Source organism: Pseudomonas sp. RC10, assembly GCF_038397775.1.
GTDB classification, from domain to species: Bacteria; Pseudomonadota; Gammaproteobacteria; order Pseudomonadales; family Pseudomonadaceae; genus Aquipseudomonas; species Aquipseudomonas bambusae.
The window spans coordinates 1,161,372-1,177,404 of record NZ_CP151650.1 but is presented as its reverse complement, the minus strand read 5'-3'; the positions used below and the strand labels follow the sequence as shown (position 1 = coordinate 1,177,404).

Below are 16,033 nucleotides of genomic sequence, written 5' to 3'. Positions count from 1 at the left end.
ACAAGCGGTACTTGCCTTCGCAGCCACGTTAGTGGCCCGGCGAGTCAGAGGCACTGCGATGGCTCTAGCGCAAAGCTTTCAGAGCATCCAAACCAGCAAGGGCGCCGCAAAGAGATTGAGAATGCCGGTGAGCACCATGACCAGTCCGGCCACGGAGCCCTCCTCACCCCCCACCTCCCGAGCGCGACTCACGCCAGCACCATGCGCGCCCACGCCAAACAGCGCGCCACGGGCCAATGAAGTGCGCAGCGGCAGCCATTTGAGCAGCACGCCACCCAATGCCGCGCCGAAGACACCGGTGCACATCACAAATACAGCGGTCAGTTCGGGGACGCCACCCAAGTCGTGTGCGAGGGGCATCGCAAAAGGCGTGGTGATCGAACGAGGAACCAACGACATCACCACCGAGGTGTCCAGAGCCATGACCTTGGAAAGCCCGAACGAACTGGCAATCGAGGCAGCACTTCCCGCCAACATGCCAATGAGCAAGGCGGGCCAGTGCCGGGCGAGCAACGCACGCTGCTGCCAGATCGGCACGGCGAAAGCCACGGTGACCGGGCCGAGCACCAGCATCAGCCAGTGGGTGTTGGCGGAATATTCGGCGTAGCCTGTGTGCATGGGCGCAGCAATGGCCAGTAGAACCGTAGGGACAAGGATCAGCGGCGACAGCAAATACCGACCGGTCCGACGGTACAGCCAGCGACTGCTGACATACGCGGTCACCGTGATCAGCAGCCAGAAGATCGGCATTGGCTCAAAAGTCATGCCCCGCCCTCCGCAGTTCGGTCCTTCAGTCGACAGACCACTTCAACCGTGCAAGCGGTGACCAGCATGACCATCAACGTACTGCACCCAATCACCAGCATGATGCGCCAGCCTTCGTGACGGACCAGCGCGCCATAGTCCAGCAGGCTCATCAACGGAGGAATGAAGAACAGCAGCATTTCGGCCAGCAACAGGCCCGCACCGGTTTGCAAGGTCGCGGGTTTGACTACGCCGCTGGCGAACACCACCAGCAACAGTCCGAGGCCGACAACCCCACCTGGGATGGGGAGGTTAAGCCACAACACGATCTCGCAACCCACTTGGTAAATCGCGATCAAGGCAACAAGTTCGCCCACCAGCCGTGCGAGTCGAGACAATCGTTTCATGGTCATTCTGCCCTCTGAGGGCTCCAGTCTAACGACTGACTTAACATCCCAAAAACGAATTGTAAGACTTTTAGCGATTCCAATATGGAATCTCATCATTCACACTGTCGGCATATCTCATCTTGAAAGAAAGTGCTCAACGTGGAATTCAAACAGCTTCGCAGCTTCATTGAAGTGGTGCGTGAAGGCGGTTTCACCCAGGCCGCCAGGACGCTGTTCATCAGCCAGTCAGCGGTCAGTAAACAGGTTGCACAACTGGAAGAAAGCCTGGGGGTTAGCCTGCTGGATCGCCAAGGCTCACAGGTCAACCTGACCGCCGCCGGTAAAGTCGTGCTGCACCGGGCTGAAGAGATGCTCATCCTGCGTAACGGCCTGCTGCGAGAGCTGGATGACCTCAGCAATCTGGCACGCGGTGAGTTGCGCCTCGGCCTGCCGATGCTGGGCAGTGACACGCTGTTCGCCAAAGCTTTCGCTGAATACCGGCGGCTTTACCCCAACGTCACCATTCATTTGCTCGAAGACGGCAGTCGCGCCATCGAGCGGGCTGTGATGACGGGCGATCTGGAGATCGGAGCGAGCCTGACCCCCGATGACCCGATGTTCGCCTCACAGCCGTTCTGCGACGAGCCCATGGATGCCCTGCTCCCGATCGACCACCCATTGGCGCATCTAAAGGAAGTGGAATTGAGCCAGCTCGCCGATACACCCTTTCTGTTGTATCAACGCAGCTTCGTGCTTAACGATCGGCTGCTGCAGGCGTGTAAGCAAGAAGGTTTCACCCCCAAAGAAGGCGGGCGCAGCGGACAGGCAGACTTCCTCGTCGCGCTGGTCGCGGCAGGGCAAGGCGTCGTGCTGCTGCCGCAGGTCGTCGCGCGAGCGCTGGTGCGGCCGGGTGTGGCTCATCTCACCTTGAAAGCACCTGAAAGCTTGCGCTGGGACATCGCCTTCATTTGGCGTGAAGGCGCATACCTGTCCAAAGCCGCTCAGGCGTGGCTGGCGCTGATGCGCAAGTAAGCCGCAACGCTTCGGCGCCCGTCCGACCGGTCAGGCGCCGAGCTTTTCGAGGAACTCCGCGAGCCACGGCTCGGCGTCGCTTTCCGGGGTTACGGTTTCGCTGGCGTCCAGGCGCAGCATGTCCAGCACTTCGCGAATACCCACTTCCATGAACAGTTCGCGCAACTGTTCGCCACCGCCGCAGAACGTGTCGCCATAGCTTGCGTCGCCCAGACCAATGACGCCTCCAGGCAGGCCGCGCCATGCAGCGGGCAGCACGTCACGGATCTGCGAGTACAGCGGCTGAATGTTGTCAGGGAGTTCACCCAGGCCGGTGGTGGATGTCACGGCCAGAAACGCTTCGGGGGCAAATGCCTGAAGATCGGCCAACGTCGCGCGCGGGTTGAAGAAGACTTCGTGACCGGCCGTTTGGATAATCTGCTGGGCGTGTCGGGCGACTTCTTCGGCAGAGCCGTACACCGAGCCCGAAACAATGGCGACTTTCATTGTGTGATCCTGTGACTGATTGAAATCGTGCGGCATTATGCCCCAGTCGAGCGCAATGTCTTAGAATGCGCCCTTTGCGCAATCGCACGGAGGCTGTGGGTGATCAACGCAAAGCTGATGCAACTGGCGATCGACGCCTCGATCGACGGGATTGTGATCGCAGAGCATGAGGGTGACGACAACATCCTTATATATGCCAACAAGGCGTTCGAACGGCTGACCGGATTCAGCGCCGATGAGGTGCTCTATCAGGATTGCCGCCTGTTGCAGGGCGACGAGCGCGATCAATTCGCGCGCCGGGCCATCCGCGAAGCCCTGAAAAATGGGCATCCATGCCGCCAGATCTTGCGCAATTACCGCAAGGACGGCAGTGCGTTCTGGAACGAGCTGTCGATCACGCCAATCTACAACGACGCTGAAAAACTGATGTATTACATAGGCATACAGAAGGACGTGACCGACCACGTTCAGACGCAACAAAAAGTTGTCGAATTAGAGGCCGAACTGGCGCAAGCTCGCTTGGAAATAGCGGCGTTAAAGCGGTAACACCTTGTAACTGACGAACGGCAGCAACCAAAAAGCGAATTTAATGTCTGCTTTTTCAATAACCGGTTAATCGAGCTTGACCATGCAGCGCGACAACATTCTCACGCAGGATGAGTTGGACTTCATCCAGAATATGCAGCACAACCCCAAGCTGAACCTGCGCGACAAGTCCCGTAGCCTGGTGGTCAACGGCGGTGTCCAGATTCAGGACCTGCTGACGCGCCTCGCCGCTCATGAGCAAGTGACGATTCAAGCCCAGTTCGACAACCAGCAGATGACCTTTCCGCTGCATCTGGTTGAAGACGAATTCCACGCACTGCACTTGGAGTTGGGCGCCCCCAGCATTTTTGAAGAAGGCCCGCGCATCCGTCCGTGGCGTTTGAGTTTGCCTGAGCCTATGGCGCTGGAAACCGAGAAAGGCGCGCTGACAGCCCTGTGGGTGCACGAGATTTCCTTTAAAGGCATCCTGCTGGAAATCCGCAAACAGACCAAGCCGCCCAAGTATTTTTCCGCCTGGTTCACCCCCGCCGGCCTTGCCCCCATCGCCCTGCGCGGCACCTTTGAGCGCCTGACCGAACAGGGCCTCGCCGCGTACCGCTTGAGCCAGAACAGCAAGGAAGACACCGAGCGCCTGCGGCAGTACATCCTTCAGGAACATCGCAAGATTCATCCTTCCATGCATTTGTAACAGCGGCGAGTTTTGAGCGGCAAGCTGCAAGATTGACCGTGCCGCCCCACTTGCCGCGTAAGGCTCAAAACTCGCGGCGGCTCTCAAGTATCGAGACGTCCCGCCAGAAACTGCTGCAAGCGTTGTTGCATCACGCCTGCGTCACTACTCAGACACCCGATGATCGAACCCTGCAAACTGGCCTGTGCCATGTCAGCGGTTTTACCCGCCAGCAGCAGCGGGCAGGCAAGCCCCAGCGCGAGCCTTTCCAGCTTTCTGTTGAAGTCGGTCGAGGGCAGTTGATCAGAGAACAACACCAGCGCGTCAGGTTTGATCTTGCCGCAAACAAGCCCGAGCTCTTCCAGCGGCTGCCCCGGCGCCAGCACACTGATCGATGTGCGCTCAGAGGTCATCAGCAAAGCGGCAACCCACAGTTCCAGCTCCCTGCATCCACCGGGCATGGCGACCACCAGAACCCGATAATCGGCGTCTGCTCGCGCTGAAGTGAGCCGCTGAAGTGCGTGCCCTCGCAGGAAGTGGTCGAAGAACAGCCATTCGCTGAGGGGGCCAAACGCGTCATGACGAGCGACGAGGTCGTACCAGACCGGCATCAGGATGTCTTCGAAGACCACCGAAACGGGGTAGGCGAAAAGGACCTGATCGTAGATCTGATCCAGCCAGCGTTCGTCGAAATTTTCGGTAGCCTGACGCAGCCGCCCTTGCCACGCCTCTTTCCCCGCGCTGTCGACGACACTCAGCGGCCCTCGCGCCTTGGCATTCAGATCGCGGGTATCGGCAAGGATTTTTCCAACCTTACTGATAGCCACTCCGCGTTCGGTCCACATGAGAATGCTCCGAACCGTCGCCACATCCGCGTGGGTATAAAGCCGATGTCCGCCGTCGGTACGGATGGGTGTGATCAAGCCATGACGGCGTTCCCATGCGCGAAGCGTGACCGAGTTGACACCGGTCAGGCGCGACACCTCGCGAATGGGCAACAGCTCCTCATCGTTTTCAGATGACGCACTGCGCAACTGAGTCATGAAAGTGTCCGTCTTGAAGTGATTAAGAAACAGGATTGTACATCTGCCGGGATTCAATCAAGGAAAACCGATCTGCAAAGACTTGTGGCTTTGTCCACGGAATCAGGAATAATCCTTGCTTGCATTTCGTAATGAAATTGACGCGACGCCACCACCCCGGCGCTGCGCCATGTGATTTCCCTACCCGGGAAGCTCACTCGTCTATCGGAGATACACAATGTCTACCTCACCCGTCACGCTGATGGTCGCCCGCCGCGTTGCCCATGGCCGCTATGAGGAACTCATTACCTGGCTGCACGAAGGCGAGCACCTCGCCACTGACTTTCCCGGCTACCTGGGCTCGGGCGTCCTCGCGCCGCCTCCGGGAGACGACGAATTCCAGATCATTTTCCGCTTTGCCGATGAAGCCACCATGCACGCATGGGAGCATTCTGCGTCTCGACGCTCTTGGTTGGTGCGTGGCAGCGGGCTTTTCGCCAAGAATTCCGTGCACCGTGTGCGCGGTCTGGACGGCTGGTTCGGCACCGTCGGTCAGCGTCCGCCGCGCTGGAAACAGGCCATCGCCATTTGGTTGGCGTTCTTTCCCGTCTCATTGATCTTCAACTACGTGTTGGGGCCCTTGCTGAGTGAGCTGGCGTTGCTGCCGCGGATCATGATCAGCACGCTCATTCTCACGCCATTGATGGTGTTCTGGTTCATTCCGTTGTCGACGCATCTGTTGTCAGGGTGGTTGCAGAGCAACAGTCAGACGCCATCAGTGTCCGCCGAATCGGCGTCTACTCGCTGATCCCATATCGTCCCGACCTCCAGCGCCGAACCCACAGTTGTACACCACTGACCATTGGGTTAACTTTGCCCCAGACGTTCGATCTCTGATGGCGCAATGAAAGCAACCGGCGCCCGCAACCCAGAGCCGATACGCCAATGACTTTCCGGTGTCCTCTTCCCTGATAACCCACGAGCTGCCATGGCCTCCTCCCCCGCCCCTGTCCTGATCACTGGCGCCAGCCAGCGCATCGGCCTGCACTGCGCCGAACGGCTGCTGGGCGAAGGTCAGCCGGTGATTATCAGTTATCGCACCGAACGCCCTGGCGTCGAGCGACTGGAGGCACTGGGCGCCCTCGCGATTCAGGCGGATTTTTCGTCGCAGGACAGCGTGATGGCCTTCATCGCGCAATTGAAAGAACACACCCCACGCTTGCGCGCGATCATCCACAACGCCTCCGAGTGGCTGGCAGAAACCGAGGGCGATGAAGGCGATGTGTTCATGCGCATGTTCAACGTGCACATGCTCGCCCCCTACCTGATCAACTTGCATTGCGCCGAGTTGCTACAGCGCTCGGAGATCGCTGACATCGTTCACATCGGAGACGACGTCACGCGCAAGGGCAGCAGCAAGCACATTGCCTACTGCGCGAGCAAGGCAGGCATGGACAACCTGACGTTGTCGTTCGCTGCCCGCTATGCCCCCTCTATAAAGGTCAACGGCATCGCTCCGGCCATGCTGATGTTTCAACCCGACGACGACGCGGCGTACCGCGCACGCACGCTGGCCAAATCGGCGCTGGGCATCGAGCCGGGCCCTGAAGTGATCTACCAGAGCCTGCGCTATCTGCTGGATAACCCGTACGTCACCGGCACCACATTGACCGTAAACGGCGGACGGCACGTCAAGTAAGCCGCCCCGAGGACCCCTTTGATGACCCTGTCACTGCCAGAGCACTACCGCGAAATCCTTGTTGGCCTGGGCGAAGACCCGGAGCGCGAGGGTTTGCTGGACACCCCCAAGCGCGCAGCGAAGGCCATGCAGTACCTGTGTCATGGATACGATCAGACGCTGGACGAGATCGTCAACGGTGCGCTCTTCGCGTCGGATAACGACGAGATGGTCATCGTGAAAGACATCGAGCTGTATTCGCTGTGCGAACATCACCTGCTGCCGTTCATTGGCAAGGCCCATGTGGCCTACATCCCCACCGGCAAAGTCCTGGGGCTGTCGAAGATCGCCCGCATCGTCGACATGTTCGCCCGGCGTCTGCAAATTCAGGAAAACCTGACCCGCCAGATCGCCGACGCCATTCAGGGCGTGACCCATGCGGCAGGCGTCGCGGTGGTCATCGAGGCGAAGCACATGTGCATGATGATGCGCGGTGTCGAAAAGCAGAATTCGACCATGAATACCTCGGTGATGCTCGGCGCCTTTCGCGAATCCAATACGACACGGATGGAATTCCTGCAACTGATCGGACGGAGCAAGTAGTCCATGGCAAGACTCGAACCAGGCACCGCACGCATCCGGGTCAAGGACCTGTGCCTGCGAACCTTTATCGGCATCAACGAAGATGAAATCCTCAACAAGCAGGATGTCCTCATCAACCTGACAATCCTGTACGCCGCCCAGGAAGCGGTGCGCGACAACGACATCGATCACGCGCTGAATTACCGGACCATCACCAAGGCAATCATCCATCACGTCGAGAGCAATCGTTTCGCACTGCTGGAGCGGTTGACCCAGGAAGTGCTGGATCTGGTCATGAGCCACGAAGCCGTGCAATACGCCGAAGTTGAAGTCGACAAGCCCCACGCGCTGCGCTTCGCCGAGTCGGTGTCGATTACGCTGGCCGCCGAGCGCTGAAAATCGCTGGCAGACACCGCCGGTCTGATTGCCAAACGATAACCTTCTGTGGGCCGGCTTGCTGGCGAAAGCGGCGGTTCAGTTCAATCCATAGTGACTGATATATCGCGTTCGCCAGCAAGCCGGCTCCCACAGGTCATGCGTCCGGTTGACAAGAACCATTGCCCGCCCTGCCCCACACTCTTATCATCCGCCCCATCCTCAACTCCCACAGAGTCCATCATGACCGAGCAACAACGCCTGGAACTCGAAGCCGCCGCCTTCCGTCGTCTGGTCGCGCATCTGGATAGCCGAAAGGACGTGCAGAACATCGATCTGATGAACCTCTCCGGCTTCTGCCGCAACTGCCTGTCCAAGTGGTACAAGGCCGCCGCCGACGAGAAGCAGATCGACATCAGCCTCGATGACGCCCGCGAAGTGGTGTACGGAATGCCCTACAGCGAGTGGAAATCCCTTTACCAGAAAGAAGCCAGCGCCGATCAGCAAGCGGCGTTCGCCAAGGAAAAGAAGCATGACTGACCTGAACACCCTGCGCGCCAGCCTGAAATCCGGCGAACACGCGTTCGCCGATACGCTGGCGTTCGTCGCCGCGCATTACGACTACCAGCCACAGGCGTTCAGCAACGGCCCGGTCGAGAACGCGGCGGGTCAGAACGAAGGCTCGTGCAAGACGCTGGGTCTGGCGCTGCTGGAAGGCCTGAGCGACGAAGAAGCCTTGTTGGCGTTCGGCGAGCACTATCGCTCGGTGGTGGCGACGCCTGAAGGCAGCGACCACGGCAATATCCGGGCGCTGATCACCCACGGTCTGGCAGGCGTGAAGTTCAGCGCTCAGCCGTTGACGCGTAAAGCCTGATCGCCTCTACGCCGGTTATGGGGGCGCACGCTGGTTCTGTGGGAGCGAATTCATTCGCGATCGGTGTGTCAGGCGACACATCCTTATCGGCTGTACCGGCCAATCGCGAATGAATTCGCTCCCACAGGGTTTAACGCAATTTGCCGTGATGCAGGCACAAAAAAACCGGCTCAATGAGCCGGTTTTTTTATGTGCAGCAGCCGATCAGAACGAAGCGTTCGCCAGGCCGTCCAGATACCGCTCAACGTCCAGTGCCGCCATGCAGCCTGCTCCCGCCGAGGTAATCGCCTGACGGTAAACGTGGTCAGCTACGTCACCTGCCGCGAACACGCCTTCGACGCTGGTCGCAGTCGCATTACCTTCGCGACCACCATGAACGACCATGTAGCCGTCTTTCAGCGCCAACTGGCCTTCGAACAGCGAGGTGTTCGGGGTGTGGCCGATGGCGATGAAAACGCCGTCAACCTTCAACTCCGCGCTGCTGCCGTCGTTGTTCTTCAGACGTGCACCGGTTACGCCCATGTTGTCGCCCAGCACTTCATCCAGCGTGGCGTTCAGCTTGAGCTCGATCTTGCCCTCGGCCACACGTGCGTGCAGCTTGTCGATCAGGATCTTCTCGGCGCGGAAGGTATCGCGACGGTGAACCAGCGTGACCTTGCTGGCGATGTTCGCCAGGTACAGCGCTTCTTCAACGGCCGTGTTGCCGCCGCCGATCACAGCGACAGGCTTGTTGCGGTAGAAGAAACCGTCGCAGGTCGCACAGGCCGAAACACCTTTACCCATGAACGCTTCTTCGGACGGCAGGCCCAGGTAACGGGCGCTGGCGCCAGTGGCGATGATCAGCGCGTCGCAGGTGTAGGTGCCGCTGTCGCCTTTCAGGCTGAACGGTTTACCGGCCAGATCGACGGCATTGATGTGGTCGAAAATGATCTCGGTTTCGAAACGCTCGGCGTGTTCACGCATGCGGTCCATCAGCACCGGGCCGGTCAGGCCATGGGGGTCACCCGGCCAGTTGTCGACTTCAGTGGTGGTGGTCAGCTGACCACCCGCTTGCATGCCGGTGATCAGCAGAGGCTTGAGGTTGGCACGGGCCGCATAGACCGCAGCGCTGTAACCGGCAGGGCCGGAGCCGAGAATAATCACTCGGGAATGACGTACATCAGACATGACACACTCCTATTGACCGGCCATTACGTGTGGTCGGAGTCACTGTGGCCTGAACCGGCGCACCGGTTGAATAAAACGGATCGGTGAGCCACTTGGAGAAGATTCGCCCACCCATCCTGAAATCGTGACGCTGCGACCGAAGCCGCAGCGACGGTATTACAAGCTCTTGGCGTTCTGAGCCAGGTAATCGGCAACGCCCGAAGCGTCAGCCTTCATGCCTTTCTGGCCTGGACGCCAGCCAGCTGGGCAAACTTCGCCGTGCTGCTCAGTGAATTGTAGTGCTTCGACCAGACGGACCATTTCGTCAACGTCACGGCCCAGCGGCAGGTTGTTGACCACTTGGTGCTGAACCACACCATTCTGGTCGATCAGGAACGAACCGCGCAGCGCAACGCCGTCGTCGTGTTCGATGCCGTAAGCGCGAGTGATGTCGTGCTTGATGTCAGCAACCATAGTGAATTGGACTTGGCCGATGCCGCCCTTTTCAACCGGGGTGTTGCGCCATGCAGCGTGGGTGAAGTGGGAGTCGATGGAGACACCGACGACTTCAACGCCGAGATCACGGAATTTGGCGACGCGGTTGTCGTGCGCAATGATTTCCGACGGGCACACGAACGTGAAGTCCAGTGGCCAGAAGAACAGCACGACGTATTTGCCGCGCAGCGAAGACAGTTTGAAGTCTTCGACGATCGAACCGTCGCCCAGAACGGCGGCAGCAGTGAAATCCGGGGCCTGTTTGTTAACCAGAACGCTCATTAAGACTCCTGAGAGGTTCAAAGTGAATGGAAGAGGTCTAAAAGATGCCCGCAAGCTTATCGGGGCGGGGAAGATTAAGGAAATATCGTTTCACAATCCAGCTCATAGGCCGTACCTATCCCGATGATCGATGGCCCGTGTATCGTCGATAGACTCTGCCTTCACCAGATTGTTTCGGCGAATGTCGCCATACCGTTCCTGCTTCCGCCGCTTGGGGAAAGCCGGTAAGGTCGGCGCGTTTTCAATGTTTGGAGGCTTGTATGCCTGCACCCGCCCTGTCTGGTCCGCAATACCTGCGCGAAGGTCTGAAACTGGTCCTCAGCCCCGGTTTGCGGCTGTTTGTCCTGCTGCCCCTGACCATTAACCTGGTGCTGTTCAGCGCACTGATCTATTTCGCAGGTCACGAATTCAGCCTGTGGGTCGATTCGTTCATGCCGACGCTGCCCAGCTGGCTGAGCTTCCTCAATTACATCCTGTGGCCGCTGTTCGTGGTGCTGGTCGCGCTGATGGTGTTTTTCACCTTCACCATGATCGCCAACGTCATCGCCGCACCATTCAACGGTTTTTTGTCAGAAAAAGTCGAAGTGGTCCTGCGCGGCACCGATGATTTCCCTGCGTTCAGTTGGGGCGAGCTGATCGAAATGGTCCCCCGCACGCTCAGCCGCGAGATGCGCAAGCTGGGCTACTTCCTGCCCCGCGCCATCGGGCTGTTCATCCTGTCCTGGATTCCCGTCGTCAACATCGTCGCCGCGCCACTCTGGCTGATGTTCGGCGTGTGGATGATGGCCATCCAGTACATCGATTACCCCGCCGACAACCACAAAATGAGCTGGCAAGACATGCTCGCCTGGCTGCGCGCCAAGCGCTGGCAGAGCATGAGCTTTGGCGGGATCGTGTACCTGGTGCTGCTGATTCCGGTGGTCAACATTTTGATGATGCCGGCGGCCGTGGCGGGAGCGACGTTGTTCTGGGTCCGAGAGCGGGGGGCGGAGACGCTGGCGGAAAGGATTCGCTGATCGCATTAAGAAGGCCTCATACGAGGCCTTTTTGATCACGGTTGGAACATGAGGTAAATCCCCACCGTGAGCCACGCCCACAAAATCAGGACCGATCCTACAAAGGTCTTCCATACGTCCCACAGCCGCCTTGTTCAACCATGGTGACGCCCACTCCGGGCGCGTTCATCAATGGGAGTTCAAACGCATGGAAACCAGCCGTCTCAGTCCCGCGAATCACACCCAACCGTCGCTGCTGCCGCAAAAAGCGAAACGTGATCCCAACGCACCCGCGTTCATGCAAGCATTGGCCGATGCAGTGAAAACAGCCACCTCCAACACCTCACCTGCTGAACCGGCCACACTCGCCCGCCCCGTGAAACCAAGCTCCCATCTGAATCTGGTCAGCCTCAACCCCGTTCAAACCCACTACACACCCGAGGCCGCCGCACTGGAAAAGATCGGGTCATCACGGATCGTGCCGTTCACGGTCGGAGGCTGAGATGAACGGTCACAAATCCATCACCCAACCGCCACACAAGCGCAACGCCAGACTCTGAAACTGGCGGTTATGAGTAAGTCTTTGCATATCACGTTGATCACTGAAACGTACGCGCCTGAAATCAATGGCGTGGCCACCACGCTGAGCCGGTTGTGCGACGGTTTGCGGCTGCGTGGGCATCGTGTGGAAGTGATTCGTCCCCGGCAGAACGAGGACGAGTTGCGGGCGGCGGGTGATGATTTGATGCTGTGTCGCGGCTGGCCGATTCCGGGGTATCCGGGGTTGCAGTGGGGTCAGTCGTCGATGCACAAGCTGCTGCGGCGCTGGCAGCGAAGTCGGCCGGATGTGCTCTACATCGCGACTGAAGGGCCGTTGGGGCTGTCTGCCTTGAGGGCAGCGCGCCGATTGCGGATTGCGATTGTCAGCGGCTTTCACACCAATTTTCAGCAATACACCCGACAGTACGGGATGGGCTTTATTACCCGCCTGCTGACCTCGTATCTGCGCTGGTTTCATAATCGTTCGAACGCCACCCTGGTGCCCAGCGCTAGCCAGAAGACAGAACTGGAACGGCGCGGCTTCGAGCGGTTGGAGCTGCTGTCGAGGGGCGTGGATTGCCAATTGTTTCATCCATCCCGACGTTCGAACGTGCTGCGTGAGACTTGGGGCCTGGAGCCTGGTGACACCGCTGTTTTACACGTAGGACGGCTCGCCCCGGAGAAAAATCTGGGGCTGCTCAACACCGCGTTCGACGGTCTGGTCAGCGCTTATCCCGACAAAAAGCTCAAGCTGGTGATCGTCGGTGACGGCCCGGTTCGCGCAACGCTGCAACAGCAGGTGCCGGACGCGATCTTCTGCGGCACCCAACGAGGTGAGGCGCTGGCGGCTCACTATGCGTCAGGGGATCTGTTTCTGTTTCCGAGCATGACCGAGACATTCGGCAATGTCGTTCTTGAAGCGCTGGCCTCAGGGCTCGGCGTGGTGGCGTACGACGAAGCGGCGGCGGCCCAGCACATTCGTCACGGCCACAATGGCGCAGTGGCGATGCCAGGCGATGAAGAGGGCTTTATTGACGCTGCACGCTGGATGCTTGAGGACGACGAGACCCTGCGAAGGGTTCGCCTGAATGCTCGGCAACATGCCAGCCGTCAGGGGTGGGCGGGGGTGATCGAGGCGTTCGAGCAATATTTGCGGGTGGCCAGTGAGCGGCGGGATGGAGTCGCTTTAGGGGTCTAGCGCTGGGGGAGCGCATTCATTCGCGAATGATCGGACATTCAACACATTCGTGTCGTCTGTACCGACGTTTCGCGAATGAATTCGCTCCCACCGAAAATCACACCTGCGCAGGCGGTGGTTTACTCCAGCTTGCCCAATGCGTCCCGGCTGAACGGCAGGATGTCTTCCTCGCGACCCTCACGCACTTTCACCGCCCAATCCGGATCGACCAGAAGCGCACGGCCCACGGCCACGAGATCGAATTCCTCATCCCCCAAACGCTTGAGCAGATTCTCCAGGCTGGCGGGTTGCGCGACTTTGTCGGTGTTGACCATGAATTGCAGGAACTCGCCGTCCAGCCCGACGCTGCCGACGGTGATGGTCGGTTTGCCCGTCAATTTGCGAGTCCAGCCTGCCAGGTTCAGGTCAGAACCTTCGAATTCCGGCTCCCAGAAACGGCGCGTCGAGCAGTGGAAAATGTCCACGCCCGCGTCAGACAGCGGCTTGAGGAAAGCTCCCAGCGCTTCCGGGGTCTGCACCAGACGCGCGGTGTAGTCCTGCTGTTTCCACTGGGAGTAGCGAAAGATGATCGGAAAATCAGGGCCGACGGCGGCGCGCACGGCCTGAATCAGTTCGATGGCGAAACGCGAGCGCTGGGCCAGGTCCCCGCCGTACTCGTCGGTGCGCTGGTTGGTGCCTTCCCAGAAGAACTGGTCGACGATGTAACCGTGAGCACCGTGGATTTCCACGCCGTCCATGCCAATGTTCTTGGCGTCTTTCGCCGCTTGAGCGAAGGCCGCGATAACGTCAGCGATGTCCTGTTTGCTCATGCCATGGACGACGACGTTACCATCCTTGAGTTTTTCAGTCGGGCCATACGCAGGAATGGTGCCATCCGGTTCGGTGCCCAAGCGACGCACGGCGCCCACGTGCCACAATTGCGGGACGATCTTGCCGCCCTCTGCGTGAACCGCATCGACCACTTTTTTCCAGCCTGCCAACGCCGCTTCGCCGAAGAATTGCGGGACGTTCGGGTAGCCGTTGGACGCCTTGTGACCGACGGTCGTGCCTTCGGTGATGATCAAGCCCACGCCCGCCGCGGCGCGGCGACGGTAGTACTCGATGACCTTGGAATTTGGCACGCCACCCGGCGAAAAGGAACGGGTCATCGGTGCCATGACGACCCGCGTAGGCAATTCCAGGCTGCCCAGGTGAAAAGGTTTAAACAAGGCTTTGACTGGCATGCGCACGTCCTCGGCTCAGGAAATATTATGAAGGTCATACAGAATGAGCTGAGCGAGCCGGGATGCATAGCACTATTGATTTGGGTGATTAAGGTTTAGAAGTCGCGAAAAAGACGCCTAGGGATGGGGCGTATGCATGTGCCTTCCGAACGCCACGAGGCTCTGTGGGAGCGAATTTATTCGCGAAGGTGGGTCAGGCGACGCCGATGCAGCGGCTGCACCGGCCCCTCGCGAATGAATTCGCTCCTACAGAGAATCTGCGGCAGCGTTCAAGCGTCGAGGATGACCGAATCAATCAATGCAGCGCTTTTTCAATCGCCTGTATCACCGCCGGATCATCCGGCGTGGTACGTGGCGAAAAACGCGCCAGCACGCGGCCGTCTTGCCCGACGAGAAACTTTTCGAAGTTCCAGGTGATATCCCCCGGAAACTCTGCACCTTCACCTGCCAGCATCTGATACAGGCGGTGACGATGAGGCCCGTTGACTTCCAGCTTGTCACCCAGAGGGAAGGTGACGCCGTAGTTCAGCGAACAGAATTCTTGAATCTCTTCCTGAGAACCTGGCTCTTGCCCCGCGAACTGGTTGCATGGCAAACCCAGAACGCTAAAACCGCGGTCCTTGTATTTCTGATAGAGATTTTCGAGTGCGGCGTACTGTGGCGTGAGGCCACATTTGGAGGCCACGTTGACCACCAGAACCACTTTGCCCTTCAGGGGCGCGAGAGGCAGTTCCTGGCCATCCAGAGCTTTTAATTTCAGGTCGTGAAATATACTCATGACGAAACTCCCCTGCTCACCAAACAAACACTATCGGCCGAAAAAGGCGCCCTGTCAGGCCGCGAAACCAAGACGGTTTTCGCAAAAGCCCGCGAGGACGCCTGGCCAGCTATTTGAGCTTAGCAGGACAAATCAGTGGTGATGGCCACCTTCGCCATGCACGTGGCCGTGGGCGATTTCTTCCTGGCTGGCGTCACGGATGGCAACGATCTTGACCTGAAAATTCAGACGCTGACCGGCCAGCGGGTGGTTACCGTCGACAGTGACGTCGTCGCCGTCCAGATCACGGATGGTGACGATCTGCATTTGGCCGTCCGGCGCGGAAGCGTGGAATTGCATGCCCACTTCCAGTTCATCGACGCCTTCGAACATGCTGCGGTTCAGGGTGCTGACCAGTTCAGCCGAGTACTCGCCGTAAGCGTCTTCAGGCTCGATGGCGACTTTCAGCTCGTCACCGACGTCCTTGCCTTCCAGTGCCTTTTCCAGACCCGGAATGATGTTCCCTGCGCCTTGCAGGTAAACCAGCGGCGCGCCGCCGGCAGAACTGTCGATGACCTCACCAGCGTCATTGGTCAGGGTATAGTCAATGGAGACAGCCTTGTTGGCGGCGATCGGCATGGGGCAAGACCTTTTGCAAATAGAGATATGAGCGAGCAAGTCTAACCAAGCCCTCGCGCGAAAGCGAACGCAACTCAGACGGACGGCCCCGATTGCACGACCCTGCGATGCCTCAGAACGACACCACGATTATCGGCTTTCATCAGGACGAGGATGGCCATTGGGTCGCCGAACTCGCCTGCGGTCACACCCAGCACTTGCGGCACCAACCGCCGTGGCAATCCCGCGCCTGGGTGCTCGATGCCCAGGCGCGACAAGAAAAAATAGGTCAATCGTTTCGTTGTGGCTGGTGCGCGCAGGGGGTAGATGACGATAACCTTGTGCCCCGTTGAGACGCTGCGACTGAACAGCGTCCTGTTTGAC

The 16,033-nt window shown here is 59.1% G+C and carries 22 protein-coding genes; 13 read left to right on the top strand and 9 right to left on the bottom strand.

Annotated features, from left to right (window positions below):
* Positions 1 to 78 precede the first annotated feature (78 nt).
* Entirely contained in the window at positions 79 to 765 is a 687-nt protein-coding gene (locus AAEO81_RS05370; RefSeq protein ID WP_341962126.1) for an LrgB family protein, read from the bottom strand.
* Positions 762 to 1,151 (bottom strand): CidA/LrgA family protein, encoded by a 390-nt coding sequence (locus AAEO81_RS05365; RefSeq protein ID WP_341962125.1) that lies wholly within the window; start codon positions 1,149 to 1,151, stop codon positions 762 to 764. The genes AAEO81_RS05370 and AAEO81_RS05365 overlap by 4 nt, the downstream gene beginning before the upstream one ends.
* A gap of 141 nt (positions 1,152 to 1,292) precedes the next feature.
* On the opposite strand from AAEO81_RS05365, the gene AAEO81_RS05360 reads away from it, so the two are divergent.
* Entirely contained in the window at positions 1,293 to 2,165 is an 873-nt protein-coding gene (locus tag AAEO81_RS05360; protein WP_341962124.1) for a LysR family transcriptional regulator, read from the top strand.
* Between the two features lie 30 nt (positions 2,166 to 2,195).
* Here the strand turns inward: AAEO81_RS05360 and AAEO81_RS05355 are convergent, their stop codons facing one another.
* Positions 2,196 to 2,651: a flavodoxin gene (locus AAEO81_RS05355; protein WP_341962123.1), complete on the bottom strand. Its 456-nt coding sequence runs from the start codon at positions 2,649 to 2,651 to the stop codon at positions 2,196 to 2,198.
* A gap of 99 nt (positions 2,652 to 2,750) precedes the next feature.
* Between AAEO81_RS05355 and AAEO81_RS05350 the strand changes: the two genes are divergently transcribed.
* Together AAEO81_RS05350 and AAEO81_RS05345 are read left to right on the top strand one after the other, a co-directional pair.
* Positions 2,751 to 3,197 (top strand): PAS domain-containing protein, encoded by a 447-nt coding sequence (locus AAEO81_RS05350; protein WP_341962122.1) that lies wholly within the window; start codon positions 2,751 to 2,753, stop codon positions 3,195 to 3,197.
* A gap of 82 nt (positions 3,198 to 3,279) precedes the next feature.
* The gene (locus AAEO81_RS05345) at positions 3,280 to 3,885 is read left to right on the top strand and encodes a hypothetical protein (RefSeq protein ID WP_166597192.1); all 606 of its coding nucleotides are present in this window, start codon (positions 3,280 to 3,282) and stop codon (positions 3,883 to 3,885) included.
* A gap of 83 nt (positions 3,886 to 3,968) precedes the next feature.
* Here AAEO81_RS05345 and AAEO81_RS05340 read toward each other — a convergent pair whose 3' ends face one another.
* A complete protein-coding gene (locus tag AAEO81_RS05340) occupies positions 3,969 to 4,907 on the bottom strand; it encodes a MerR family transcriptional regulator (RefSeq protein ID WP_341962121.1) in 939 nt (312 codons plus the stop codon).
* A 217-nt stretch (positions 4,908 to 5,124) separates the two neighbouring features.
* Between AAEO81_RS05340 and AAEO81_RS05335 the strand changes: the two genes are divergently transcribed.
* From AAEO81_RS05335 to AAEO81_RS05310, 6 genes are all read left to right on the top strand, one after another.
* Positions 5,125 to 5,694 carry an antibiotic biosynthesis monooxygenase gene (locus AAEO81_RS05335; RefSeq protein ID WP_166597194.1) on the top strand — a complete coding sequence of 190 codons (570 nt, stop codon included), beginning with the start codon at positions 5,125 to 5,127 and terminating at the stop codon, positions 5,692 to 5,694.
* A 180-nt stretch (positions 5,695 to 5,874) separates the two neighbouring features.
* Complete coding sequence (gene folM, locus AAEO81_RS05330) at positions 5,875 to 6,585, top strand: dihydromonapterin reductase (RefSeq protein ID WP_166597195.1); 711 nt, start codon at positions 5,875 to 5,877, stop codon at positions 6,583 to 6,585.
* Between the two features lie 21 nt (positions 6,586 to 6,606).
* Complete coding sequence (gene folE, locus AAEO81_RS05325; protein ID WP_166597196.1) at positions 6,607 to 7,167, top strand: GTP cyclohydrolase I FolE; 561 nt, start codon at positions 6,607 to 6,609, stop codon at positions 7,165 to 7,167.
* Between the two features lie 3 nt (positions 7,168 to 7,170).
* The gene (gene folX / locus AAEO81_RS05320; protein WP_166597197.1) at positions 7,171 to 7,542 is read left to right on the top strand and encodes a dihydroneopterin triphosphate 2'-epimerase; all 372 of its coding nucleotides are present in this window, start codon (positions 7,171 to 7,173) and stop codon (positions 7,540 to 7,542) included.
* 222 nt (positions 7,543 to 7,764) lie between these two features.
* Positions 7,765 to 8,061 (top strand): DUF1244 domain-containing protein, encoded by a 297-nt coding sequence (locus AAEO81_RS05315; protein ID WP_166597198.1) that lies wholly within the window; start codon positions 7,765 to 7,767, stop codon positions 8,059 to 8,061.
* Entirely contained in the window at positions 8,054 to 8,395 is a 342-nt protein-coding gene (locus AAEO81_RS05310) for a HopJ type III effector protein (RefSeq protein WP_166597199.1), read from the top strand. The genes AAEO81_RS05315 and AAEO81_RS05310 overlap by 8 nt, the downstream gene beginning before the upstream one ends.
* 204 nt (positions 8,396 to 8,599) lie before the next feature.
* Here AAEO81_RS05310 and trxB read toward each other — a convergent pair whose 3' ends face one another.
* On the bottom strand, positions 8,600 to 9,562 hold the full coding sequence (gene trxB, locus AAEO81_RS05305; protein ID WP_166597200.1) for a thioredoxin-disulfide reductase: 963 nt from the start codon (positions 9,560 to 9,562) through the stop codon (positions 8,600 to 8,602).
* 156 nt (positions 9,563 to 9,718) lie between these two features.
* A complete protein-coding gene (locus tag AAEO81_RS05300) occupies positions 9,719 to 10,318 on the bottom strand; it encodes a peroxiredoxin (RefSeq protein WP_341962119.1) in 600 nt (199 codons plus the stop codon).
* A gap of 260 nt (positions 10,319 to 10,578) precedes the next feature.
* Between AAEO81_RS05300 and cysZ the strand changes: the two genes are divergently transcribed.
* The 3 genes from cysZ (at position 10,579) to AAEO81_RS05285 (ending at position 13,051) form a co-directional block, all read left to right on the top strand.
* Positions 10,579 to 11,334 (top strand): sulfate transporter CysZ, encoded by a 756-nt coding sequence (cysZ, locus tag AAEO81_RS05295; protein ID WP_166597202.1) that lies wholly within the window; start codon positions 10,579 to 10,581, stop codon positions 11,332 to 11,334.
* A gap of 187 nt (positions 11,335 to 11,521) precedes the next feature.
* Entirely contained in the window at positions 11,522 to 11,815 is a 294-nt protein-coding gene (locus AAEO81_RS05290) for a hypothetical protein (RefSeq protein WP_341962117.1), read from the top strand.
* A 69-nt stretch (positions 11,816 to 11,884) separates the two neighbouring features.
* Positions 11,885 to 13,051 carry a glycosyltransferase family 1 protein gene (locus AAEO81_RS05285; RefSeq protein ID WP_341962116.1) on the top strand — a complete coding sequence of 389 codons (1,167 nt, stop codon included), beginning with the start codon at positions 11,885 to 11,887 and terminating at the stop codon, positions 13,049 to 13,051.
* Positions 13,052 to 13,170: 119 nt separating this feature from the next.
* On the opposite strand, the gene AAEO81_RS05280 is transcribed toward AAEO81_RS05285, so the two are convergent.
* From AAEO81_RS05280 to AAEO81_RS05270, 3 genes are all read right to left on the bottom strand, one after another.
* Positions 13,171 to 14,280 carry an NADH:flavin oxidoreductase gene (locus tag AAEO81_RS05280; RefSeq protein ID WP_341962115.1) on the bottom strand — a complete coding sequence of 370 codons (1,110 nt, stop codon included), beginning with the start codon at positions 14,278 to 14,280 and terminating at the stop codon, positions 13,171 to 13,173.
* 289 nt (positions 14,281 to 14,569) lie between these two features.
* Positions 14,570 to 15,052, bottom strand: coding sequence for a glutathione peroxidase (locus AAEO81_RS05275; protein WP_341964467.1), 483 nt, complete (start codon positions 15,050 to 15,052; stop codon positions 14,570 to 14,572).
* A 132-nt stretch (positions 15,053 to 15,184) separates the two neighbouring features.
* Positions 15,185 to 15,670, bottom strand: a complete 486-nt coding sequence (locus AAEO81_RS05270) for a peptidylprolyl isomerase (RefSeq protein ID WP_166597207.1) — start codon at positions 15,668 to 15,670, stop codon at positions 15,185 to 15,187.
* A 107-nt stretch (positions 15,671 to 15,777) separates the two neighbouring features.
* Between AAEO81_RS05270 and AAEO81_RS05265 the strand changes: the two genes are divergently transcribed.
* The gene (locus AAEO81_RS05265; protein WP_341962113.1) at positions 15,778 to 16,002 is read left to right on the top strand and encodes a DUF3565 domain-containing protein; all 225 of its coding nucleotides are present in this window, start codon (positions 15,778 to 15,780) and stop codon (positions 16,000 to 16,002) included.
* Positions 16,003 to 16,033 lie beyond the last annotated feature (31 nt).